The organism is Corynebacterium sp. HMSC14B06, from assembly GCF_001807075.1.
GTDB classification, from domain to species: Bacteria; Actinomycetota; Actinomycetes; order Mycobacteriales; family Mycobacteriaceae; genus Corynebacterium; species Corynebacterium jeikeium_D.
Genome location: NZ_KV787358.1, coordinates 24,270 through 48,375, shown reverse-complemented (window position 1 = coordinate 48,375; position 24,106 = coordinate 24,270). Strand labels below are relative to the sequence as shown.

The 24,106-nt window shown below is 61.6% G+C and carries 21 protein-coding genes, 1 tRNA gene, 1 other RNA gene and 1 riboswitch; of the genes, 3 read left to right on the top strand and 20 right to left on the bottom strand.

From position 1 onward, the window contains the following. Nucleotides 1–88 precede the first annotated feature (88 nt). Complete coding sequence (locus tag HMPREF3130_RS01975) at nt 89–1,102, bottom strand: hypothetical protein (RefSeq protein ID WP_246815091.1); 1,014 nt, start codon at nt 1,100–1,102, stop codon at nt 89–91. A 430-nt stretch (nt 1,103–1,532) separates the two neighbouring features. Between HMPREF3130_RS01975 and HMPREF3130_RS01970 the strand changes: the two genes are divergently transcribed. Continuing rightward, nucleotides 1,533–2,900, top strand: coding sequence for an exonuclease domain-containing protein (locus HMPREF3130_RS01970; RefSeq protein ID WP_210387118.1), 1,368 nt, complete (start codon nt 1,533–1,535; stop codon nt 2,898–2,900). A gap of 59 nt (nt 2,901–2,959) precedes the next feature. On the opposite strand, the gene HMPREF3130_RS01965 is transcribed toward HMPREF3130_RS01970, so the two are convergent. The 4 genes from HMPREF3130_RS01965 to HMPREF3130_RS01950 form a co-directional block, all read right to left on the bottom strand. Beyond that, nucleotides 2,960–3,406, bottom strand: a complete 447-nt coding sequence (locus tag HMPREF3130_RS01965) for a thiol-disulfide oxidoreductase DCC family protein (RefSeq protein ID WP_049190150.1) — start codon at nt 3,404–3,406, stop codon at nt 2,960–2,962. Further along, nucleotides 3,403–3,927 carry a PIN domain-containing protein gene (locus HMPREF3130_RS01960; RefSeq protein WP_141737768.1) on the bottom strand — a complete coding sequence of 175 codons (525 nt, stop codon included), beginning with the start codon at nt 3,925–3,927 and terminating at the stop codon, nt 3,403–3,405. The genes HMPREF3130_RS01965 and HMPREF3130_RS01960 overlap by 4 nt, the downstream gene beginning before the upstream one ends. Before the next feature lie 75 nt (nt 3,928–4,002). Beyond that, a complete protein-coding gene (locus HMPREF3130_RS01955; protein ID WP_049190155.1) occupies nt 4,003–4,902 on the bottom strand; it encodes an ImmA/IrrE family metallo-endopeptidase in 900 nt (299 codons plus the stop codon). Nucleotides 4,903–4,914: 12 nt separating this feature from the next. Further along, a complete protein-coding gene (locus HMPREF3130_RS01950; RefSeq protein ID WP_049190157.1) occupies nt 4,915–5,253 on the bottom strand; it encodes a helix-turn-helix domain-containing protein in 339 nt (112 codons plus the stop codon). Between the two features lie 289 nt (nt 5,254–5,542). Between HMPREF3130_RS01950 and HMPREF3130_RS01945 the strand changes: the two genes are divergently transcribed. Together HMPREF3130_RS01945 and HMPREF3130_RS01940 are read left to right on the top strand one after the other, a co-directional pair. Beyond that, nucleotides 5,543–6,952: a MurT ligase domain-containing protein gene (locus HMPREF3130_RS01945; protein ID WP_246815090.1), complete on the top strand. Its 1,410-nt coding sequence runs from the start codon at nt 5,543–5,545 to the stop codon at nt 6,950–6,952. Beyond that, nucleotides 6,953–7,765, top strand: coding sequence for a type 1 glutamine amidotransferase (locus HMPREF3130_RS01940; RefSeq protein WP_070429221.1), 813 nt, complete (start codon nt 6,953–6,955; stop codon nt 7,763–7,765). A gap of 33 nt (nt 7,766–7,798) precedes the next feature. Here HMPREF3130_RS01940 and recR read toward each other — a convergent pair whose 3' ends face one another. The 15 genes from recR to HMPREF3130_RS01865 form a co-directional block, all read right to left on the bottom strand. After that, the gene (recR, locus tag HMPREF3130_RS01935) at nt 7,799–8,425 is read right to left on the bottom strand and encodes a recombination mediator RecR (RefSeq protein WP_005511888.1); all 627 of its coding nucleotides are present in this window, start codon (nt 8,423–8,425) and stop codon (nt 7,799–7,801) included. 37 nt (nt 8,426–8,462) lie between these two features. After that, nucleotides 8,463–8,786 carry a YbaB/EbfC family nucleoid-associated protein gene (locus HMPREF3130_RS01930; protein WP_005511884.1) on the bottom strand — a complete coding sequence of 108 codons (324 nt, stop codon included), beginning with the start codon at nt 8,784–8,786 and terminating at the stop codon, nt 8,463–8,465. Between the two features lie 114 nt (nt 8,787–8,900). Beyond that, the gene (locus tag HMPREF3130_RS01925; RefSeq protein WP_070429220.1) at nt 8,901–11,906 is read right to left on the bottom strand and encodes a DNA polymerase III subunit gamma and tau; all 3,006 of its coding nucleotides are present in this window, start codon (nt 11,904–11,906) and stop codon (nt 8,901–8,903) included. A gap of 30 nt (nt 11,907–11,936) precedes the next feature. Then, the gene (locus HMPREF3130_RS01920; protein ID WP_070429219.1) at nt 11,937–12,662 is read right to left on the bottom strand and encodes a suppressor of fused domain protein; all 726 of its coding nucleotides are present in this window, start codon (nt 12,660–12,662) and stop codon (nt 11,937–11,939) included. A 34-nt stretch (nt 12,663–12,696) separates the two neighbouring features. Beyond that, nucleotides 12,697–13,968: an aspartate aminotransferase type Ic gene (locus HMPREF3130_RS01915; RefSeq protein ID WP_210384707.1), complete on the bottom strand. Its 1,272-nt coding sequence runs from the start codon at nt 13,966–13,968 to the stop codon at nt 12,697–12,699. 126 nt (nt 13,969–14,094) lie between these two features. Continuing rightward, nucleotides 14,095–15,564 carry a SulP family inorganic anion transporter gene (locus tag HMPREF3130_RS01910; RefSeq protein WP_070429217.1) on the bottom strand — a complete coding sequence of 490 codons (1,470 nt, stop codon included), beginning with the start codon at nt 15,562–15,564 and terminating at the stop codon, nt 14,095–14,097. 317 nt (nt 15,565–15,881) lie between these two features. After that, nucleotides 15,882–15,976, bottom strand: an RNA gene (gene ffs / locus HMPREF3130_RS01905) — signal recognition particle sRNA small type. Nucleotides 15,977–16,221: 245 nt separating this feature from the next. Then, nucleotides 16,222–16,307 (bottom strand) — tRNA-Ser (locus HMPREF3130_RS01900). Between the two features lie 187 nt (nt 16,308–16,494). Beyond that, entirely contained in the window at nt 16,495–16,842 is a 348-nt protein-coding gene (locus tag HMPREF3130_RS01895) for a metal-sensitive transcriptional regulator (protein ID WP_065421667.1), read from the bottom strand. A gap of 13 nt (nt 16,843–16,855) precedes the next feature. Next, nucleotides 16,856–19,045 (bottom strand): heavy metal translocating P-type ATPase, encoded by a 2,190-nt coding sequence (locus tag HMPREF3130_RS01890; protein ID WP_070429216.1) that lies wholly within the window; start codon nt 19,043–19,045, stop codon nt 16,856–16,858. Nucleotides 19,046–19,067: 22 nt separating this feature from the next. Beyond that, nucleotides 19,068–19,277 carry a heavy-metal-associated domain-containing protein gene (locus HMPREF3130_RS01885; protein WP_070429215.1) on the bottom strand — a complete coding sequence of 70 codons (210 nt, stop codon included), beginning with the start codon at nt 19,275–19,277 and terminating at the stop codon, nt 19,068–19,070. A 37-nt stretch (nt 19,278–19,314) separates the two neighbouring features. Further along, nucleotides 19,315–20,493, bottom strand: coding sequence for an HNH endonuclease signature motif containing protein (locus HMPREF3130_RS01880; RefSeq protein ID WP_070429214.1), 1,179 nt, complete (start codon nt 20,491–20,493; stop codon nt 19,315–19,317). Between the two features lie 120 nt (nt 20,494–20,613). Then, complete coding sequence (locus HMPREF3130_RS01875; RefSeq protein WP_016421863.1) at nt 20,614–22,134, bottom strand: AMP nucleosidase; 1,521 nt, start codon at nt 22,132–22,134, stop codon at nt 20,614–20,616. A gap of 80 nt (nt 22,135–22,214) precedes the next feature. After that, nucleotides 22,215–22,568 (bottom strand): hypothetical protein, encoded by a 354-nt coding sequence (locus tag HMPREF3130_RS01870; RefSeq protein WP_070429213.1) that lies wholly within the window; start codon nt 22,566–22,568, stop codon nt 22,215–22,217. A 10-nt stretch (nt 22,569–22,578) separates the two neighbouring features. Continuing rightward, nucleotides 22,579–22,699, bottom strand: a riboswitch (SAM riboswitch). Between the two features lie 115 nt (nt 22,700–22,814). After that, nucleotides 22,815–24,053, bottom strand: coding sequence for an Nramp family divalent metal transporter (locus HMPREF3130_RS01865; RefSeq protein ID WP_070429212.1), 1,239 nt, complete (start codon nt 24,051–24,053; stop codon nt 22,815–22,817). Nucleotides 24,054–24,106 lie beyond the last annotated feature (53 nt).

The following is a 24,106-nucleotide window of genomic DNA, read 5'->3' as shown; positions in this document are numbered from 1 at the left end:
TTTGTGCTCAAAGTGTCATAAACCTAGTCAGTTTCTTTTTGGGGCAAACTATCCAGCGGTCCCTCGGCCCCGCTACCCAATTACCCAACTACCCAATCAGCGGGCCGGCATTGCGCACATCCGCACGGAAAGTCACCCCACCTGCGGCTACCACGCGTTCGCGCTCGATGAGGATTGAACGGAGCGTCGATAAGCGAACTGCGTGCAATTCCACCTCTTTCCACACCACCCGCGCGACATCCAGCCCCGTCGCGCGCAGCGAACGCTCGCGGTAAGTCTCCCGCGTGAGCAGCTCAGACTGAGCCGCGGGCGTCGGCGCGACCTCGCTAGCCGAATACTTGATGTGGCCATCGAACTCCACGACAAGCAGCAGGTCAGGGATATAAAAATCCACGCGGGCGAGAAAGTGCGGCGGATTGTGGCTGGTGCCACGCGACCAGATTTCGGCTTGCTCGTGGAACTTCAGGCCGAGTTCGAGAAGCGCGGCTTTAGTCAGCGCCTCACCGGGCGTTTCGCAACGACCATGACAGACCGCGAGCGCACGGTGAAACAGCTCTTGGCCCCGCACGCTGGGATAATGCACCGGGAGCTCCTCCAGCTGATCGCGCGTGGCGCCATGCCGCAGCGCACCTTCGACAGCCAACACCGCCGCCCGCCACGACACGGACTCCGGCCCCTTCTGCCTGAACCGGACGCGACACTCATCGAAGGCCGCACGCGCGAGCACCGCGACCCGCCGGTCCGCGAGCCCCTGCGTGTGATCCAGATGGATCTCCGAGCGCAAGCGCATGCAATAGTCGATGCCGTGGAACTCCTGACTCCCGCCCACGACCACAATCTTCGCATCGCGCACCAGCACCCACGAACCGTGCAAGGCCAGCGCTGCAGCTCCCGAAATGACGCCTGACGACGTCTCGGAGACCACCGCCAAAGCAGTAATAGCCAGGCGTTTCTCGCGGTGGAGCCCCTCCCAGGCGTGCGCGACTACATAGTGACCTCGGCAAAGCCGCTCCAGATAACCGGCCCGCGCCTGCCTTGCGACCTCGCGGTATCCATTCCCCGGCTGGTCATCCGGCCTAATGATTCCGAACTGGTCCGCCACCAGTTGCTTGCGTTTCTTGTTGACCATTTCTCCCCCGCCCCGTGGTTGTTGTCCTGTGGCTGTTGCCCCGTGGTAGTTATTTCGTCCTTATTTTTGTGGCGCTGTTTTGTGGCTCTATTTCGTGGCCTTGGCTTGTGGCACTGTTTTGTGGCCCCTATTTAATAAGGCGCGGAAATTGCCCTCGCGGTTCCATTCCTTTTCGGCTGAGCACCCAGTCGGGGGAAAACTTTTGGGCCTTGCGTGGTTTTTGTAGTTTGCGTGGTTTACGGGACCCGTGTGACCGTGCCCCACGGTCCTTCTGAGCTTGAGGCCGAGCTAGTGCCCAAGTTACTGACTAGGTTTATGACACTTTCGTGGCAAATTTTGTGCTCAAAGTGTCATAAACCTAGTCACTTTCTCCGCGGGTGAGCGCACCCGCTAGTCTTAAGGCATGACTGAATCGGCGCGCGAGGAGCGCAAAGCGACTGGGACCTCTTCTCAGACGAAGAGGCGGCGGCGGAATCGTCGCCGTTCTCAACGCGCGTCGGCAGCGGGCGCGAAAACACCACCAACTGCACCGGCTTCCACCACAACGGACGCAGCCACGACCAACGCAGCTACACCGGCCTCAACCACCACCGGCGCAGCCACGACCAACGCAGCTACACCGGCCTCAACCACCACCGGCGCGAGTACCGCTGGCACACCCACAACGGCCACAACCACACCCGCCACGGCCGAGACCGCCGCAACAAAGGCTGCTGACGAGCACAAACAGTTCTCGTCAGCGGAGGACGCTCCTTACGCAATCGTGTCCATCCAGGCCACGGGCATCCACCCCAAGACGTCTCGGCTGGTCAGTCTGGGAGTGTCCACCGCCGACAGTAGCGGCAACATCGTGGACACCTGGCATGTCGTCATCAATCCCACCGAGGATCCCGGCCCGACACACCTCCACGGCCTCGAGCCCGCGGACTTCGAGGGGGCACCGAAATTCGGGGTGATCCAGGCCAAGCTCGCGCACGCGCTCGATGGGCGCACGTTGGTTGCTCATAATGCGCCGCTGGTCTGGGGTTTTATAGTTGCCGAGGCCAAGAGGGCCCGTCGTCAAGCGAATCGTGAGCGGTCCGCGCGGAATAAGCGGGGGCGTCGTCGTACGCGCACTCGCGTCGCGCGGATTCCGGCGCCCGCACGGATTGCCGATACGTTGGAAACGGCGCGTCGCCAGGGCAAACGGCTTGACGACGCTCGCCTGCGCGCCGTCGCGCGCGCCTACGGCCTCGATGTGCCTTCGCCCGAGGCATCGATTGCTGGCATCTCGGTGCCCGAGCGGGTGCGGACGTTGGATGACGTCACCACCACGCTTGCGCTCTTCCGCGCACAGGGCGGGCTCGACGAGGGTACAACCCTGAACATGTACACGCCCGACCAGCTGCGCGAGGACATTGTGGGCCTGCAGCGCTCGACAGTGCGTGTCGACGCGATGGAAGCGCCGCGCCCCGTGGAGAACCCCGGCCGTTATACGCCGGGGCGGAAGCTCGCGACGGGCATGGAGTTCGTCGTGGCACCAGAGGTGTCGCTGGACCCGGATGAGCTGATCGCGGCGGGTGTGCGGGCTGGGTTGGCGTACTCGGAGAAGGTCACTCGGGAGTCGTCGGTGCTGGTGTGCAACCGGCCGGCGGATGTGACGCCGGATCAGCTGACGGGCAAGGCCATGCATGCCCACCGGAAGGACATTCCGATCGTTTCCGATGAGGCGTTTTTGCGACTGGTCGGCGAGATGTCGCCGGCCGCTGTGAAGGACGAGGCTAACGGCTGACTCGGTGGCTGCTCATTGGGTAATTGCAGTGGCACTGGGGCAACGGGCCTGCCGGATAGTCATCTTGTGGAGTCTAGTTTGCAGGCGTTAAGCCCCAGGACCGCGCTGATTCTGTGACGGTTGGAAGCGACAACCTTATAGATAAAGCTCCACAGTTTTGTCAGTGGCGGGAAGAGCAGGAATGTGCCCGCACATCGGAATAGTGCCTTGGTGCCGCCCTCACGCAAGGCGATACCTATCGCCTCGTGGCCGTACCGAAATTCTCGGCCGCTCTTAGCACCAGGTTCACCGACTGCTGCTTCGGCTGGGATTGTGGCGACCGCCGGGGTTGGAAGCATGGCGACCGCCTCAGCTGAGATGTGTTGACGAACTTCCTCTGGCAAGGACTGGTCTTCGGGACTAGCACCAATCATGCGGACACCACTGAGTTTGGCCAGAAGGGTCACGCTTGCCTCGCAGAACCCACAATCGCGGTCGTAGTAGAAAGTGATGTCAGGGTTCATCATTTTTCGGCGGCCTTTTTATACAGACTCTTGCCATTAAGTTTGGTGTGCTCAAAATTGACTAGGACATCAAATTTCTGGAGGTCTTCCCAAATTTCCTTGGCTTGCCCGCGCGACCCAATAGAGCCCGACTTCACGCATTGCAGTAGCACGTGCTCGGTATTGAAAATGTATCCAGCTTCTTGCTTCCGCGCTAGCTCACAGGCATCACCATCATCCATGATGAGCGCAGTGGCTACGCCCTTACCCTGATCTTTCGCATAAAGACAATGGGCGATAGCGATGTACTCTCCCAGGTGTTTAGCTTTGCCCCCTTGAAAGGTATAGCCAGGACCAGAATAGAGGCGAACATAGGGATAAAGTTTTTTGTGGTCATCGTCGAGAACTTCGACATTCGGGTGCCCCAGAAACCAATCCCAGTGTCTCTTTCCGCAGTTGAAGCGCCGTTTATCCAATTTGCGTTCGACTTCATTTTTGACTGCTCCTGGAATGCTGATGGTCTTCTTGCCTGCGAAGTCGAGCAAATACTGGTGATTCTTCGAACATACGAAATTAAGAAGTACGCTTGTATCAGCTATTAGGAGGTAACCAGCCATCGTTTATTGGGCGCTTTCTGAACTATCGGGACCATCGCCGAAGAAAGCGTCTAGTTCCGCGAAGGGATCTGCTTCCGTGTCAGCCGCATCCTGATTCTGCACATTCGCATCATGCCTCAATGGCGGTAACTGTGACTGCGATGCACTTATCAGCTCCTTCACCTCATCGACACTGCTCATTTCAGCAAAAGCAATGCTGGGAAGGTCGACTATCCCCTGTTCGTAAGCGCGATATACGTCTTTCACCAACCGCGCTGATGGTTGCACTAGTTCGGAGACCTTTACCGCGCGGTCATAGTCAGCTTTCCAGCCATACCGGGCAGCCAGCGTGGGAGCTGATACACCTTTCAGTTCTTCCGATTGCCCTTCGCTAATGAGGTCTGCGCGCCTCATCTGAATAAGTGCGACTCGCGGCGAAATTTGATACTTGCGAACGACATGGGACAACGCAGCAAGGACGTCACCTCCACCGATAAGCTCGCCGAGGTTCTGGTCTGTTTTCAACCCATCAGTTGGGCAGAGCACATTACGAGCGAAGGCATCAGCACGAACTTCCTGATAATCACGCTTGCCACAGGCGTATATTCCAGGCTCAGAGTGCTCATCATCTGCAACGATTTTCGAGGACTCGAAATCATTGGAAACAAAATGCCCAATTTCATGCGCAACGGTAAACCGCTGACGGTAAGGAACGGATGACTTCGCAATTCCAATGACTGTCGCTCCCGTCACGGGGTCACGCAAAGCAAGTGCATCAACATTGGCTGGTAAATCCAGAATCATAAAATCTGCATTAACCAACTGCATAAAGCCAGCGATGTCGGCGATTGGATCATTTCCTAGGGTGTGCTTCTTGCGGAACTCTATAGCAAGGTCGAGCCCCTCCTTGCTCGCACTGCACATGGGGAACCCTCCTTAATTTTGAGTTAGCAGCACTCGAAGCTGCAGGTAAGGCAAAAGCATCTCCCGCGCTCCCTTAACACTCGCGCCATCCTGTGAAGTGCGGGCCACGGCCTGCACACGCTGGCTGACCGGGTTTTCCTCCACAAGTTCATCCAACGGCACGCCAAGAGCCCACGCAAGCGCCATAACCTGCTCAAGTGAGTAAGTCGCCTTGCCATTTTCCAGGCGACTGACTGCAGATTGCGACACCACACCATCGGTGGCGTCAGCCAAATCACGTGTGGTCATGCCACGATTTGTGCGCAACTGATGCAAGCGCGCGCCGAAGAAGTTGCTTTCTGTATTAGCCATACCTCTTCCCCCTTATCTGCTAGTGGACAGTATAGGGCAACACATGAATCAAAACAATAATTCTTTGATTCAGTGCTTGAATTCGATTCCTCAAATACGCTTTCTCACCTCGGTAATCTCCTTCCTCTCTTCCGCCGCATGACCGCCTAATCCCCGAAGATCAACATGATCGCAATCACCTCAAAGTTCAGATTTCAAGGCTCCGCAGGGAGACCTCCCACAAATCCCATCAGGCCTCACAGGCCTGCTTCTTAGGCCTAGCCCTTTCGTGCGCGTAATATTTACACACATGACAAATGGCACCTCTCCGCAATCGCATTCCGCTGATAGCGCGGATGCCAGCCCGCACGGTACTGCTTCGAGTGGCTCCCGCGACTCGAATAGTTCTCGTGGCCTGCGCGGCACCGGCGCCCGCCTGCGCGCCGGCCTCGCCACATCCGCCGCTCACGCCGCCACCTGGGCCTCCCGGAAGTCCGGTCGCGGCGCGGGTGGCATGATTGGTGGCCTAATTGCGCAGAAGATTGACCCGCGCATTCTGGCTTCCCTCGGCAAGGGACGCCCGGCCGCGATCATCACTGGCACCAACGGCAAGTCCACCACCACCCGTATGTTCGCGGCCGCCATGCGCGCCGCTGGCCACAACGTGGCCACCAACGAGGGCGGCGACAACATGGACGCGGGTATTATCTCCGCGCTGCTCGCCACTCCCGATGCGGACAGCCTGGTCCTGGAGGTCGATGAGCTGCACGTCCCGCACATCGCAGAGGATCTGAAACCGCAGGTCCTGGTGCTGCTGAACCTTTCCCGCGACCAGCTCGACCGCGTCGGCGAGATCAACAAGATTGAGGCCACACTCCGTGCTGCGGTGGATGCGAACCCGCACGCGACGGTCATCGCCAACTGCGACGACCCACTCATCGCGTCGGCTGCCTGGGACGCCAAGAAGGTTATTTGGGTCTCCGCGGGCGGTGGCTGGACCAACGATGCCACCTCTTCCCCGCGTACCGGCGGCCCCATCATTCAGGACGGCCACAACTGGTACGCCGTGAAGCCACTCCCGGACGGCTCGGAGTTCAAGCGGCCAGAGCCGGACTACCGCATCACTGCGGAGGGAGTCATCACGCCTGCCGGCGACACCCTGCCGATGAACCTCACGCTGCCGGGCAATGCCAACCGCGGCAACGCCACCCTGGCTATCGCGGGCGCTGTCGATATGGGCGCGGACCTGGAGAAGTCCCTCCGGGCCACCGAGACCGTCGACAACGTTGCGGGCCGCTACTCCACCATGGTTGTGCGGGATGACAAGGGCGCCGAGAAGCACGTCCGCATGCTGCTGGCCAAGAACCCGGCCGGCTGGCAGGAGGCGCTGTCCATGGTCGACCGCACTGCGGATGCAGTGGTCATCGCAGTCAACGGTCACGTTGCTGACGGCGAGGACCTGTCCTGGCTGTGGGATGTCCGCTTCGAGGACTTCGACGGCATGGATGTGCTGTCCGCGGGCGAACGCGGAACTGACCTCGCGGTGCGGTTGCTGTATGCGGGCATCGATGCGAGGTTGGTCGCAAATCCGCTGCAGGCGATCCGGTCGTGTGAGGCGCGGGGGTCGTCGTCAAGCGTCACCCGAGTTGAGGTGCTGGCGAACTACACCGCCTTCCGCGATCTGAAGCGCGACATCGAACGAGCACAGGAGGAAAAGTAAATGAGCGAGCTGTCTATCGGCCTGATCCTCCCGGACGTGCTGGGCACCTACGGCGATGATGGAAATGCGCTGGTGCTGCGGCAACGCGCGCGGATGCGTGGGATTGACGCCGAGATTGTCCCGATTAAGTTGGGCGATGCCGTCCCCACCGACCTGGATATTTACACCGTCGGCGGCGGCGAGGATGTCGCACAGACCATCGCGGTGGAGCATCTGATCAACGACGGCGGCATCAAAAAGGCAGCCGAGGCCGGGAAGCAGATCCTCGCGATTTGCGCGGGCTTCCAGATCTTCGGCAATTCCTTCCGCGCGGGCGGACGCGACGTCGCAGGTCTCGGCCTTGTCGACTGCACCACCGATTCACTCGAGTCGCGCGCGATCGGCGAAATCTGCACGCTCGTCGATCCCACGAACGGTTTGCTTGACGACGTCGACGCCAGCCCACTGACTGGCTTCGAAAACCACATGGGTCGCACGACCCTGGGTGCCGATGCGAAGCCGCTTGGTCGGGTTGTCCGTGGCGTGGGCAATACCGGCCCGGAAGTGGAGCAGGCGGACTCCGGGATTGCTCCGGGAGTGGATGTTTCTGCACTCACACCGACCGGTGGCGCCGAAGGCGCGGTGCAGGGCTCGATTATCTGTACCTACCTGCACGGACCTGTGTTGGCTCGCAATCCGCAGCTGGCTGATCTGCTGCTGGCCCGCGCGACCAACCAGGACCTGTCGAGCCTGGCTCCGCTAGACCTCGAGGTAGTGGATAAGCTGCGCGAAGAACGCATCCTGTCCAAGCCGCGTCCGAAGAGCGAGCGCTAGTCTTGTAGTTTCGCGCGCGGCCGGTTGGAGGCCTTAAACCTTCAGCCGGCCCGTCAGCGCGCGGGACAGGGTCAGTTCATCGACGAACTCCAAGTCACCACCGAGCGGCATGCCGGAGGCCAACCGAGTGACCTCGAGATCCGGGAAGTCCCGCAGCAGCCGGGCCAAATAGGTCGCGGTGGCTTCGCCCTCGGTGTTGGGGTCAGTCGCGATGATGACCTCGTGGATTTCTGGGGGTTGGGTCTCGTCGACGTCGTCAAGCACGCCTGCGATACGTTGCAGCAGCGTGCGGATATTGAGCTCGTTCGGACCGATGCCGCCGAGCGGATCGAGCGCCCCGCCGAGCACGTGGTAGCGACCGTTGTACTCCCCCGTGCGCTCGATGGCCTGGATATCGCGCGCCTCTTCAACGACGCACACCAAACCGCGGTCGCGGCGTGTGTCCGAGCAGTACTGGCACACATCGGTTTCCGAAATATTGCCGCAGACCCGGCAGAATTGCACACCCTCGCGCACCCGACCAAGCGCGGATTGGAGCCGGCCGATGTCCTCCGGCTCCGCCTTCATCAGGTAGAAAGCGATACGCTGAGCTGACTTCGGGCCGATGCCCGGCAGGCGCGAGAACTCATCAATGAGATCTTGGAGTGGTCCCTCGAACAATGATAATTACCTACAAATACTGGTCTGAAAAGCTAATTTAGAAACCGAGGCCACCGAGACCGTCGAAGCCCTGGGACAGCGGGCCCATCTTCTGCTCCGCCAGCGACTGCACCTTAGCGGTAGCGTCCTGGAAAGCAGCGAGAACCAGGTCCTGCAGCCCGTCGACGTCCTCCGGGTCAACGACCTTCGGATCAATGGCGATGTCCGTGACCTCGCCCGAGCCCTGCATAGTCACCTTGACCAGACCGCCGCCGGCCTCACCGACGATGGTGGAAGCGACGATCTCCTGCTGTGCTGCCTGCAGCTGCGCCTGCATCTGCTGTGCCTGCTGCAGAATTGCGTTCATATCTGGCTGAGTCATAATTAATGTTCCTAACTATTGTGATCTTTACGTGCTGATTTGTAGTTACGCGCACGCTTCTAAGGCTCATCGCCCATGCTTTACGACGCGCATCGCCGCCCCATTCTAACGGCTCTAGCGGTCTTCCAGCGGTTTGGCTCCCAGCTCCTTTTCCAGCATCTCCATGACCACGTCCTTTAGCGAGCGGTGATCGAGAGACCCGACCTCGTTCGCGGCCTCGAAATACTCGGAGGTGTCCTCTTCGTAGTTGTTGTCCTGCGGGGTTTGGGGAACCGGGTTGTAGTTGGTGTTGGCGTTGGAGTTGTAGTTGGACGGGTTGCGCGAACTGTAGCTCTCTGTGCCCTCTGCGCCCTCTGGTGGAGCGAACTCCTCCATCGGCTCTGGTGGCAGCGGGACGCCGCCGAAGCCCGAATCCTGATTGGCCTGGGCCTGGGCGTTTGCCTGTGCATTGGCCTGGGCCGCGCGCAGGAATGACTGCGGCTGATTTGGCTGCTGCGGTTGTTGCTGGGCCGGGTTCGGGTTCGGTTGAGCTGGCTGGCTTGGTTGGCTTGGCTGATGTGGCTGTGCCGGCTGGTCGTGGCCTGCCTGCTGTCCCATCGCAGCACGCTTGGCGGCTTCGATTTTGGCACGGCGCTCAACAACGGATGCGTATGCCGACGACCGCTGCGGGCCTGGCTGCGGCTGCTGTACCTGCTGCTCAGATGTCTCTGGTTGCGCTGGTGCTGCTGGTGTCGGTGCAGGGGCGGTGTCGTTCGGCGAGGACGAACCTCTTGACGACGAATCATCCTCCCCGGAACCACCATTAGTAGCTGTTGAACGCGGTGCGCGCGGGCGCGTACCGACGACACAGTGCACCTGGCCGTTGAAGCCCGTCACCTGCTTCACTGCAGCGGACAGTGCCTGAGCGTAATCAGGCGTATTGAGCCTGGTAGCGAGCGCTCCTGTGCTGTGTCCAATGACGAGCGTGTCGTTTTCGACATCGAGCGGTACCGCCTGCTCGGCCAGCACGCGAATGGGGAACGCATGCTGTCCGTCGACAGCCGCAAGGATGTCCTGCCAGTGCTCGCGGATTTGCTCGATACCGGCGGGTGCAGGTTCGGGCTCCGGCTGTGGTGTTGGTTCCAGTTGCGGTTGCGGTGCTGGCTCTGGTGCTTGCTGAACTTGCGGTTCCGGCTGCGATTCTGGTGCCTGAGTAGTCTGCGTTGGCTGCTCAGGCTGGACTGGTTGCTCGGGCTGGGCGGCCTGAGTTGGCCGTGTCGACTCGGCTGATTGAGCTGGCTGTGGGGCCTGAGTTGGCTGCTCAGAGTGGGTTGGCGAGGCAGAGACAACTGGCTCCTCCTCGACAATCGACATCGAGCCGCCTTCCCCCTCACGCTCGCGGGTTTGCTGCTCACGCTCCTGCGCAAGCTGCGCCCGAGTCTGCTGCTCGCTGATGCGGGCATGCTCCGCCATCTTCCGACGGAACTCACGAATCTTCTCCGCCTGAGCTTCTTCCTCGGACATCGGCTGCTCAGCCGGTTCAGACTGCTGCGGTTGTTCGGCCTGCTGAGGCTGTTCAACTGATTCGGCCTGCGTAGGCTGTTCAGGCTGTTCAGGCTGTTCAGGCTGTTCAGCGGTCGCAGTAGGTGCTTCTGGTGCAGGCTGCGGCTCAGTCACCGACTCCTGCGACACCGGTGCCGCTGCCGCTGGTGCAGGCTGCTGCTGAACAGGTTCAGGCTGGGACTGAGGCTGCGACGGTGTCTGCGCTGGCGCTGCCTGCCCAGCACGACTGCCCTGGGTCTGCGCACCCTTCTTACGCTGGGCATTCCGCTGGCGCCATGCCTCACGAGCCGACTGGCCAGACTGCATCGGCGAAGCATCGGCCTCAGCCGCACCCGACCCCGGCCCCGCATCGGAAGACACCGGTGCCGATGCGGGGGTTGCGGCCCCCGAGCCGTCGGCAAGCGCGGGCCTGCCGTGCTCCAACGCCTCTACGCGCTGCAGCAGCGACTCCACGGAGTCTTCGGTGGCGGGCAGGAGCATGCGCGCGCACAGGACCTCGAGCAGCAGACGCGGCGAAGTCACGCCGCGGAAGTGACGCAGGCCGTCAGAGAGCACCTGCGTGAAGCGCGTCAGGGTAGCCGGGGGAATTGTCCCGGCCTGCTCCAGGACGCCGTCGATTTGGCTCTCCGGAATCTCTACAAGCCCCTGCTCCAGCGCGTTCGGCACTGCGGACAGCACCAGCAAATCACGCACCCGGCCAAGCAGATCCGAGGCAAACCGAGCCGGATCCTGGCCCGACATAATCACACGCCCGACCACGCTAAACATGGCCGCGCGATCGCCTGCCGCCAGCGCCTCAATCGCATCCGTGATGATTACGCTGTCAGTGACACCGAGAATGGCCGCAGAAGTCTCATAATCCACACCATCGGTGCCGGAACCAGCAATGAGCTGATCCATAACCGACAGCGAGTCACGCGGCGAACCGCCACCGGCCTGGATGACCAGCGGATACACGTCCGGCTCTACCCGCACGCCCTCGGCCGTGACCACACGTTCAAGCAGCCCGCGCATATCCGGCGGAGTCAACAACCGGAACGGGTAGTGGTGCGTACGCGAACGAATCGTCGGCAGCACACGCTCCGGCTCCGTGGTCGCAAAAATGAAGATGAGATGCTCCGGCGGCTCCTCCACAATCTTCAACAGCGCATTGAAACCCGAGGCGGTAATCATATGCGCCTCGTCAATAATGAAGATGCGGTAGCGCGACTCCGCCGGCTGGAAGATAGCCTTTTCCCGCAGCTCACGCATATCTTCCACACCGTTGTGGGAAGCCGCATCCAGCTCAATAACGTCCAAATTGCCCGGACCACCCGGCGCCAACGCACGACACGACGCACACTGGCCACACGGCGTCGCCGTCGGCCCCTCCGCACAGTTCAAACTGCGCGCCATAATGCGCGCCGACGAAGTCTTGCCACAGCCACGCGGCCCGGAGAACAAATACGCATGGTTAATGCGGTTGGGACGCCCCTGCGCATCACGAGATTCCAACGCCGCCGACAGCGGGTCAGTTACGTGCCGCTGCCCCACCACTTCGGCGAACGATGCCGGACGATACTTCCTATACAGAGCCACGTGCTCAGCCTACCTTCCACCCCGGACCGGCTAGTTCGAACCCTCCTGGGCAACAACCGACTCGCGGCACCAATCCCGCAGGTCAGCGTCCACTTCGGCCAACTTCTGCATCAGCGCCTGCGGACCCTGCTGCTCATAAAACACCAGCTCCGCATCCGTAATTGGCACCAGCTGCGTCATCGTGGTCATGCGCCCCTGCGGCGACTCCACATCGCCCTCATGCAGGCTGATCTTTCCCGGCATCTCGGACACATTCGGCACCCCGTCGCTCCACACATACGGCACCGTGCACAGCACGTGCGCCACGGTAAAGGCCACGCTTGACGACGACTCCCCTACCTCGGCCACCTGATCGGCCGCCAGCCGCACCGCATTCGGGATGACACGGCCCGGAATTGGCGACAGGAACTCCGGTTCTTCCTCCACCAGCGCTCCCGCGGCCGCGACCATGGTGGCCACGGGAAAATCAGCGTATGCGACGGAGAAGAGCTCCACGCGGATATCCGTCTTTGCTGCGCCGGTCAGGCCACAGTAGTTGCGGCCCAACTCCACGGTGGCGGCTGCCGTTTCCGGACGACGCTCGTTCGCTTGGCCGTCCGGCCCGTCGTAAAGTGAGAACTCAGCGACCCGAAGCGGAGCCGAATCGTGTTCCTGCCCGTGCCGACCACTGCCCGGCAGCTCCGTCACATACTCGCTGACCTGGGGTTCTCCGGGGAAAAGCCCGGAGATCCAAAACTTCGTCTCTTCGAAGTTCATATAGTCCTATCCCGACCTACCTGGCCTGCTTAACCTACGCAGTCGCCTTCTCAGCGGCGGCGAGCAGCACACAGGTAGCGACGCCATCCATAGCAACCTCGAGCTCCTCCATCGGAGGCAGCGACGGTGCCAGGCGGATATTGCGATTATTCGGATCCTGCTTCAGCGGGAAGGAAGAACCAGAACCGGTCAGCGCAATGCCGGCCTCCTTGGCCAGCTCCACCACGCGACGAGCAGTGCCATCGACCACGTCGAGGTTGATGAAGTAACCGCCGGTCGGCTTCGACCACTCTGCCACGCCGTACTCCGACAGGCGCTCATCCAGAATCTGCAGAACCTTCTCAAACTTCGGAGCCAGCGAACCTGCATGACGACGCATCTGCTCACGCACGCCCTCCGCGTCACCGAAGAACTTGGCGTGAGCCAACTGGTTGACCTTGTTCGGGCCAATGCCGCGGATACCAGCGTGCTTGAGGTAATCCTCCAAGTTGGCGTCCGAGGAAGCGTAGAAAGCAATACCAGCGCCTGCGAAGGTAATCTTCGAGGTCGAGCCGAATGCCCACACGCGGTTCGGGTTACCGGCCTCTTCCGCCCACTTAATGACGTTGTGAATCTCCGGGAACTCATCCGTCAGCGTGTGAACCATGTAGGCGTTATCCCACATCAGACGGAAATCCGGAGCGGCGGTCTCCATTTCAACCAGACGGCGGCAGACCTCAGCGCTGTAGGTCACACCCGTCGGATTCGAGAACATCGGGACATTCCACATGCCCTTAATCTGCGGGTCGGAGGCAACCAGCTTCTCCACGACATCCATATCCGGACCGTCTTCGTTCAACGGCACCTGAATCATTTCAATGCCGAAGTGCTGCGTGATAGCAAAGTGCCGGTCATACCCCGGAACCGGGCACAGCCACTTCAGCACCGGCTCCTCGTTCCACGGGCGCTCCGAGTCCACATTGCCGAACTGCATGGCCCACGAAATCAGGTCAAACTGGATGTTCAGGCTGGAAGCATCCTGCGCCAGGACGTTTTCCACCGGCAGATCCAGCAGTTCCGCCCAGATAGCGCGGATATCAGTAATGCCTTTGGCGTTGCCGTAATTGCGGACGTCCTCCCCAGAAGCCGAAATGTAATCCGGCGCTGGGAGACCCAGCAGGGCGTTTGCGAAATCAAGCTGCTCCGACGACGGCTTACCACGAGTCAAATTCAGTGCGAGATTACGGGACTTCAGTTCCTCATATGCCTTCGCAAACTCATCCTTGTGTGCCGCCAACTGCTGAACATCGAAGGAATCCACGGCCATGGTGTACGCACCCTCCCAGGTATCGGACATAAGTTAAAACCTGACAAAACTGGCACGGAAAGCTTTTTTCCCCGCGCCGCATCCGGCTTTGCAACCAAGTGTAAGGCATACCCCGGATTGGGATTTCTACAACTTCCCCGACAGCGCATCCAGACGCTGCTTACTCGGCCCCTCCAAGCCGATAATTTCTACCTCTTTGCCCCGGTCAGCAAACTTGACCCGCACCGAATCCAGCGCCGCCACCGTGGAGGCATCCCAAATCTCAGCCTCCGACATATCGATGACAATCCGCTGCGCAGGATCGGTGTAGTCGAATTGGTACACCAGGTCGTTACTGGAGGCGAAGAACAACTGACCCCGCACCTTGTACGTCCGGGAGTGGGCGCTGGAGTCGTCGTCAAGCACTTCGATCCTGACCAGGTGAGCGACACGGCGCGCGAACATCAGTGATGCCACAACCACGCCCGAAACCACACCGATGGCAAGGTTATCCGTCGCCAGCGTGGCGATGACCGTCACCAGCATCACCACCGTCTCCGAACGCGGCATCAGACGCAACGTCCGCGGGGAAATCGAGCGCCAATCGACCGTGTCCACCGACACCACGACCATCACCGCAACCAGCGCCGCCATCGGAATCACTCCAACTGCAGAACTGAGCAGAAGGACCAGAATGAGCAGGAAGACACCGGAAAAGAGCGTCGTCAAGCGAGTGCGTCCCGACGATTCCTTCACACCCACCATCGTCTGACCGATCATCGCGCAGCCAGCGATGCCGCCGAAGAAACCGCCCGCGATGTTCGCCACGCCCAGCCCCCACGTCTCGCGGGTCTTGTCCGAATGCGTGTCGGTGATGTCGTCCACGAGCTTCGCCGTCATCAGCGATTCCATGATGCCGACAATCGCCACGCCCACCGAATACGGCGCAATCAGCTGCAGAGTCTCCCAGGTCAGGGGCACATTCGGGATCAGCAGCTGCGGGAGGGATTCCGGAAGCTCGCCCATATCGCTCACGTTCGGCACGCGCCAATTCGCCAACACCGCAACAAGCGTGACGACGATCACCGTTACCAGCGGAGCCGGAATCGCGGTGAACACGCGGGGCAGGAACACCATAATCGCAATACCCAGAGCGACCAGCGGATACACCAACCAGGGCACATCGATGAGATGCTCGAGCTGCGCAGTGAAAATGAGGATACCCAGCGCGTTAACAAAGCCAATCATGACCGCGCGCGGAATGAAACGCTGCAGCTTAGCGATACCCAGCGCCGCAAAAGCAATCTGCAACACACCCGCGAGCAGCACCGTTGGAATGAGGTAATCCATCCCGTACGTCCGCGACAACGGCGCGACGACGAGCGCAACCGAACCAGCGGCAGCAGTAATCATGGCCGGGCGACCACCCGTAAAGGCAATCACGATGGCCATAATCACCGAGCTAAACAGCCCCACCGCCGGGTCCACGCCCGCCAAGATGGAAAACGAAATGACCTCGGGGATCAGCGCGAACGACACCGCAGCACCGGCCAGCAGCTCGGTGCGCAGGCGCTTCGGTGAAGAAACTGCGAACCGGAAGGAGTCCCACACGCCCATTGGGGCTGGGGTTTCTCGGGTTTCGGGTGGTTCTGGTGTTTCTAGCGGTTCTCGTGTTGTCTGTGGTGGTACTCGCGTGTCGTCTGCATCGCTCATGCACAGTATTCTTCCAGACCAGCGAACGCGACCACTTGTGGCCAAGGTATTCACCTATCGATGCGCTGCAGCGTGGCCATAAGTGAATAGCTCATCGATAGGTGAAATGGCCTGGCCAATATCGCGGGGATAAGTGCCGAAAAAACATCGATAGGTCACAGGAAACCGCCGACAAGTGCCCGAAACCTAGCCATAAGTGCCAGAAGAACGCCGGGGATAAAAAAAGGGGACCCCACGCACCCGTCAGAGCTCGCTGACCCTTGCTGCATTCCTGCCCTGGGGGAGTTCACGAGATGGACGCCACATGGGATCCGTGAAGACAGCCTACTACAGGCCCACGCAAAAAGTCACACTGCTAGTGCTCGCCGCACCGTTCAGCGAAGAACTGCCACACTAATCAGCGCGCTGCCACCACGGATTCGTCACCAGTTTCGTGACAGCATTCATGACAGCATTCATGACAGTTCCCCGCCTCCCCGCAGCCCCCGGCATATACTGCAAATCCACTCACCTGCATAAATACAAGAAAACCCCCGGCGTAAACCGGGGGTTTTCACTCTGCGGAGGATGTGGGATTTGAACCCACGAGGGATGTGACTCCCGCACGCGTTCCAGGCGTGTGACATAGGCCGCTAGTCGAATCCTCCAACGTCGTTAAAGACTACCCAACAAACCTCATTTTCCCAAAACGCGCCCCCTACCTGGGAAAACGAGGCATTTAAGCGACACTTCCGCGCAACCGGTGCCACCAACAGCAACCAACTCCGGTTGCCGGTTGCCGGCTGCCGGCTGCCGACTGCTGTTTCGCCCCCACTCCCGGAATTTTTCCGGGAGTTACTTAGCCAGCCGAGCAATCGCCGCCGAGGCCTCCTCCAGCTTGGCGTCCAACTCCTCCGGGCCGCCCTCAGCCGCATGCACCACACAGTGATGGAGGTGAGCATCCAGAAGAGTTAACGCCAACGACTTCAACGCCGAATTCACCGCCGAAATCTGGGTCAAAACATCGATACAGTACTCTTCGTTCTCAATCATCCGACCAATGCCACGAACCTGCCCCTCAATGCGACGGATACGGGATTCATAACGCCGCTTCTCCACGAGATAACCGGGATCAGTGGTGTCATGGCAGCAAGAATCGTCGTCAAGCGAATGCGATTGCGACGAACAACAAGACTCACTCATGAATTACTCCTTTTTAACTATCTGGTTGACTCGGAGAAAAACCGCGCAGACGCAGACTGTTGCCGACCACAAAAACCGACGAAAACGCCATCGCAGCGCCAGCCAACATCGGATTCAGCAACCCCAGCGCGGCGACGGGAATTGCCAAAACGTTGTAGAAAAACGCCCAAAAAAGATTCGAACGAATCGTGCGGAGCGTCCGGCGTGACAACCGCAGCGCATCCGCAGCCGCCAACAAATCGCCACGCACCAGCGTGATATCCGCAGCCTCCATCGCCACATCGGTGCCCGTGCCCATCGCCATGCCCAAATCCGCCTGCGCAAGAGCCGCAGCATCATTGATGCCATCGCCGACCATCGCCACACACGCGCCGCCAGCCTGCAACTTCTCAATCGTCGCGACCTTATCCTCCGGCATCACTCCCGAAATCACATCCTCGCGAGCAATACCGACCTCATCTGCGACCCGAAACGCCGGGCCGGCGGCGTCGCCGGTCAGCAGAATCGGCCGCACCCCCCACTCCCGGAATTTCGCGACCGCAGCCGCCGACGTCGGCTTCACCGAATCCGACACCTCCAACGTGCCCAGGAGCTCGCCGTCGCGGCGCACCGCAACCACCGTCCCCCCACTCCCGGAATTTTCCCCGGAGCGGCCGACCTCGATGCGGTGGCCGTCTACGGTGCCCTCAACCCCCACTCCCGGAATATCCCGGAAATCAGAAACCGGGAGTAGAGAATCCGGATCCGCCGCGCGCACAATCGCCTGCGCAATCGGGTGGTGCGACGCCGCTTCCACCGAAGCGGCAAGTGGCAGCAGATTTTCGGGAGTGGGAGGGACCTCCGTCACCTCCATCACACCCGTAGTCACCGTGCCGGTCTTATCCAGCACAACCGTGTCGACCTTCCGCGCCGACTCCAGCACCTCCGGGCCGCGCAGCAACACACCCGCCTTGGCACCTTCACTCGTGCCGACCAGGAGCGCTGTGGGCGTCGCTAAGCCAAGCGCACACGGGCACGCGATGATGAGCACGGCGACCGCGGCCGTGACCGCCTCACTCGCGCCGTGCCCCGTGAGCAACCACGCACCGAGCGTGACCGCGGCGATCGCGATGACGGCGGGCACGAACACTCCCGAAACCCGGTCCGCTAGCCGCTGCACCGGTGCCTTGCCCGTCTGCGCCGCCTCGACCATCGCCGCCATCTGCGCCAACTGCGTCTCCGAGCCCACGCGCGTCGCCCGCACGAGCAACCGCCCAGACGTGTTAATCGTCGCCCCCGTCACCTCATCGCCAGGGCCGACCTCGACAGGCATCGGCTCGCCGGTCAGCATCGACGCATCCACCGCCGACGCGCCCTCCACGACAACGCCATCCGTCGCGATCTTCTCACCAGGCCTAACGACGAACACCACTCCCGGGCGGAGCTGCTCCACGGGCAGCCTCTTCTCCACTCCCGAACTTTCGAGAACGGAGACCTCCTTGGCGCCGAGCTTCATCAACTCCCGGAGCGCCTGACCAGCATTGCGCTTAGAACGCTTCTCGAAATAACGACCGAGCAGCACAAACATGATGATGCCGGCCATCGCCTCGAGGTAGATGTTCATATCAGCATCGCCGGGAGTGACCGTTAAGTGGAACTCGTGCTTAAGCCCCGGCAGCCCGGCGCGCCCGAAGAACAACGCCCAGACGCTCCAGAGGAACGAGGCGGTCGTACCCATGGTAATCAGCGTGTCCATGGTGACTTCACCATGACGCAGGTTCTTCAGCGTCGCGCGATGGAACGGCCAGCCGGCCCACACAAAGACCGGCGCCGAGAGCGTGAGGCACAGCCACTGCCAATTAGTGAATTGGAGGGCAGGAATCATCGACATCGCGATGACGGGAACCGTGAGGATGACAGCGCCGACGACGCGATTGCGCAGGTCCTGCAGCTCCCGGTCTTTTTCTTCGGGAGCAGCTCCCGGTTCCTCTGCGGTCTCTTCCCTCGGAAGCTCAGCGGTGTAACCCGCCGCCACGATCGTGTCGATGAGTTGCTGCGGGTTGATGTCCGCCGGCGCCTCCACATGCGCCTTCTCGGTCGCATAGTTCACGCTCGCGTTAACTCCATCAAGTTTGTTCAGCTTGCGTTGAATACGGGTTGCGCACGACGCACACGTCATCCCGCCGACGGGGATATCAAGGGTGAGAAGTTGCTGCTCGGACATCTACTTTCCTCTTTTTTGGGGGTTAGTTTGCGACCGCCTTGTAGCCAGCTTCATCCACTGCTGCGATTACGGCAGCGGTGTCGATGTCTGGCTCCGAAGTCACGGAGAGGAAATCTCGGGAGCGGTCAACCTGGACATCCGTGATTCCCGGGAGTTCAGAGACTTCCTCCCGCACCGATGCCTCGCAGTGCCCGCATGTCATGCCAGTAACAGTAAAAGTTTGATTAGCCATACCCCAACATATACCCCCTACGGGTATATCTGTAAAGCTATTCGCGCTGACGGTAGCCCGAGTAGGCCCGCCCAGCGAGAGCCGTCGGGAAGGCAAGGTTGAATTCGGGCGGCGCGTGCGGAGACGGCGGGTGACGGTATACCGCACCGGAACCGTCGTCACGCTCGAGGTGCCCGTTGAGGCCTTGTCTGTCGTCGTCGTTGGCGGCGTTGTGTTCTTTGCAGGTCATGACCATGTTTTCCATGGTCGTGGCGCCGCCGTTTTTCCTGGCGACCAGGTGATGGGCCTGCCCGGCGTGGGCGGGGCGCGGGCACCCGGGCCACGCGCAGATGGGATTGTCGAGGATCATCGCGATGCGCTGTTCCTCCGTCGCCAGGCGCGGGTTGTGCATCGGGAGTAGGTCGGTCGGCGTGTTGTGCTCGTCGTAGACCAGCACCCAGCCGGTTTCCGCGAGCAATGCCTCGACGAATTGCCCGGGAGTGAGGACGGAGCCGTTGGAGGTCGCCGCAAACCGCGGGCTGTACTCCACGATGTCTTGCGCGGTGACGATGAGCGCGGGCTGGTAACGGAGCTTATCGACGTCGTCAAGCGACCCCTCCGACCCGTGCGCCAGGCGTTCTGCCAGCGCCTGACCGACACACCGATCCCGGGTGTAATCCTCGTGCGCCTTGGCGATTTCGGCTGCGCGCACGGTCAGCGGCGCGACCAGGTCGTCAATCATGTTCGCCGGACCGGTGACCTGCAGATGCTTCATCCCACGGATGTCCGGATTCCGGGAGACGTGGGCGCGCAGGTGCTGCGGCGGCTCGTCGGTGCGGTTGAGCTCCTTGACCTTGGTGCGCATGTAGGTGTCGAGGCCCTCGAAGTCGTAGGCCGCGGCGGCGCGGGTGAAGTCCAGGCGGTAGTACTCCCGGATTTCGACATTGTTGAGCTGCCCGGAGCGCTTGTCGATCTGCATGACCGTGTCCAGCGACAGCTTCAGCTCCCGGGCGATCGCGACGGCTTTGTCGCGGGATTCGACATCCATATCGCCCTCGACCGTGCCGAACAGCCGCTCGGCACAGCGCAGCAGGCGCTTGAGGCGGAAGGGGTCGAAGCCGATGCTGGCTGCCAACTCCCGGTGCCCGGTGGATTTTTCCGGGAGTGCGGCGCGCAGGTCGGCGAGCACGTCAATCCCCCGTGTCGCCAGCGCGCTGAGCAGTCCCAATGTCGTCATGGGGCTAAGGCTAGTTTCCGGGAGTGGGCGGCTTCAATCGCTTTTTGGCGTTGTCCACAGCCGTCGTAAAGCATGCACAATCTGCACAAACGGGCTTGACGACGCACTCCCGAAAGTGCCCTACCGGAACGCGACCTCTCCCACCGGCCGACGTAACTTCCGGGAGTGGAGGGTGTCGGGAGCCGCGGCCATGTCCTCGCACGCGCGCACGGCGGCCATGAGGTGCTCTTCCTTGGAGGACTGGTAGAACTCGCGGGCGGATTTCGGGAGTTTGGGTTTGTCGTGCAGCGGCATGTCGGAGACGCTGAGCAGCGCGCCGTAGGGCACCCGGAAGCGGTAGCCGTTGGCAGCGATGGTGGCGGATTCCATTTCGACGCCGATGGCGGTGGATTTCTGCAGCTCTCGGTAGAGGTCGGCCTGGGAGCGCCACTCCCAGTTGCGGTCGGAGGTCGACAGCACGGTGCCGGTGCGCAGGCGCTTTTTCAGCTCATCGCCGGTAAGTCCGGAGACGCGGGCGAGCGCGTTGGTGACGGCGAGCTGGATTTCCGCAATTGGCGGGATGGGTTTTTCCAGGGGCACGTAGTTGTCGAGGACTCCGTCGGCGCGGTCGTAGCCGTTGGCGAGAATCATGTCGCCGATGCGCATGCGGCCGTCGAGACCGGCGCAGTGTCCGACCATCATCCAGCAGTGCGGGCGCGTGACGGCGAGGCAGTCGGTGATGGTTTTGGCATTCGAGGGGCCGACGCCGATGTCGATGATGGTGATGCCGCATTGGTCGTCGCGGAGCAAGTGGTACGCCGGCATCTGCGAGGCGTGCGCGTGCTGACGGCAAACTCCGGGAGTGGGGATGGCGCCGATGTCGTAGCGCTGCCCACCCGGGCACGCCAGCGCCGTGTACCCGTGCGGATTTCCGGGAGTGAGGGTGGCGGCGTATTCGAGGAACACGTCCGTGTGCAGCTGGTAGTTGGTAAATAGCACGAAGCGCTGGATGTTTGCGGCGTGCGACCCGGTGTAGTGCTCGAGGCGCTGGAGGGCGAGGTCGATGCGCTGGGCGGTAAAGAGGCTCAAGGGTTTGATGAGCAGGCCCAGGTAGTCGGCTTCGCCGTCGGCGATGGTGTCGTCGATGCTGGCGGAGTCGATGGGGGTAAACGTCTTCTCCACTGCCGCCAGCATGCTTGCCGACGCCCCTTCCCTCCCCGCCGCTTCCTCGGCGGCCGCGTCGAATCCGCGGCACATCCGGAGTGGGATGGGCTGGTCGGAGACGCGCACCTCGACTTCGCCGCCGTGGTTGGCGAGCAGGTCGGTAATTTGCTCGATGAGGTAGGTGCGGAACATCACCGGGCGGGTGATGGTGGTGGCATACACTCCCGGACGGTCGACGAAGCCGTGTGACAGGGAGGGGTCGACATCCTCGACGGCGCTGCCGGCCGGGACGGTGAAGCGTAGTTCGGGGTAGTAGGCGCGCACCGGCCCACTCCCGGAATTTCCTTCGGTGGCGGCGGTGTACTGCTCGACTAGGTAGGCCATCCCTGCCCGGTGGATTTCGGTGAGCCGGTCGACGGCTGCGGCGGCGTCGGTGTAGAAGTCGCCTTCGCCTTCGGTGGGCCAGAACGGGGGTGTTGCGGAGTCTCGTACCTGCATAGCCCAAGGCTAGGCGGAGAGGTTCCCGCGCGCATCCGCGCCGCGCTCATCACGCCAGGCACGCGCACGAAACCAGCAGCTCAGTGCCGGCTCCACACTCCTTCGCGGCTGCGGCGGACCTCAAAGACCTGGTGCACGTGGTAGCCGCCGATGGTGGGGATGGTGAGGAAGTGGCGACCGTCGTCAAGCTCGTGCCAGAGGATGCGGCCGTAGCGCACGCCGTCGCGGACGTGGGCGCTGAGGTAGTCGGCGCGTTGTTGGCCGCGGAGGGTGGCGTAGAAGGCGGGGTCGACGGGTAGTTGGACGAGATTCCGGGAGTGGGGGTCGATGTCGGCTTCTTGCAGCCGGAGGGCGACGGGTCGGCCGTCGACGAGAAGGTCAGCGGTGTGACGGCTGAGGTGGATGATGTGGACGTCGCTTATTGTGGTGTGCATTTGGCGCTCCTATTCGCTCTTCCCCGCAGGCGGTCTGTGGGGCTGATCTTCCTTTGGGGCACCGGGTCCGCGAATCGGGCGGTTGCCTATCGACGCTGTCAAAGGCCATTTCTCGTCGATATCTTGTGATCGCGCCGCCCACCCTAACACCAACTAGACAGCTTTGTCTACCATCTCCCGCACGCTTTACGACGAAGCCCCCACCTTCCACTCCCGAAAGCTACCGCCTTCCACCTCGCCCGCTGACTACCCCTTCCCCATCAGCACCAGGACCACCAGCGCCACGTTGAGCGCGATGATGAGCCCGCAGATAACCCACGCGACCCGGCGCAGTAGTGGGGTGTTGGCCCAGATGCCCATCTCGGCACGCGAGGAGGTCATGCGCACCAGCGGGACCAGCGCAAACGGGATGCCAATCGACAGCACCACCTGACTGAGCACCAGCGCCCACGTCGGCTCCACGCCGCTGGCGATAATGAGCAGCGCCGGAATGATGGTGACTATTCGGCGCACCAGCAACGGCACGTGCACCTTCAGCAGGTCGCGCATAATCAGGTCACCGGCGTAGCAACCGACAGAGGACGACGCCAGCCCGGAGGCCAACAACCCAACGCCGAAGAGCACGCCCACCACGGGGCCAAGCACGCTGGTCACGGCAGCGTGGGCACCTTCGATGGAGTCAGTCCCCTCCACTCCCGGAAGTGCTTCGGCCGCCAGACACAGCATGCCGATATTCACCGACCCAGCCAGCACGAGGGCACCGAAGACATCGAGGCGCGTGGCCCGCAGGTGCTGGCGCAGCGAGGAGTCATCTTCCACCTTGTACTCGCGGTCGCGCACCAGCCCGGAGTGCAGGTAGACCGCATGCGGCATCACGGTCGCACCCAGCATGGATGCCGCCAGCACCACGGTGTGCGCGCCTTGGAAGCGCGGCAGAATTCCGCTGGCCATCTCCCCGAGACTCAGGCCCGTGACAAACAGCCCGGCCAGGAACCCCACCGTAATGACCAGCAGGAACGCCACAATCACGCCCTCAAAAGTGCGTTGCGAACGCCCACCCTGAAGCAACAACAGCCCCAGCGAGACCACGCCAACAATGACACCGCCAAGCAGCATCGGCGTCCCAAAGAGCAGGTACAGCGCCGTGGCGCCACCAATAATTTCCGCCACATCCGTCGCTGCCGCCACAATCTCGGCCTGCACCCAGTACGCCAGCCGCCCCGGCCGGTTCGAACCGAAGCGGTCGGCGACACCTTCGGTCAGCGACCGCCCCGTCACCAGGCCGTACTTCGCCGACAGGTACTGCACAACCATCGCCATGAGGTTGGACACCACCAACACCCACAGCAGCAGATACCCGTAGCTCGCGCCCGCGGACAGGTTCGCAGCCACATTTCCGGGGTCCACGTAGGCAATCGCTGCCACAAAAGCAGGCCCCAGCAGACTCATCATGGGCTTGCGGTTTTTCTCGCTTGATGACGTCACTTGCGACCCTTGTGCCCCTGAATCATTCACCCGGCCATTATTTCACGGCCTCG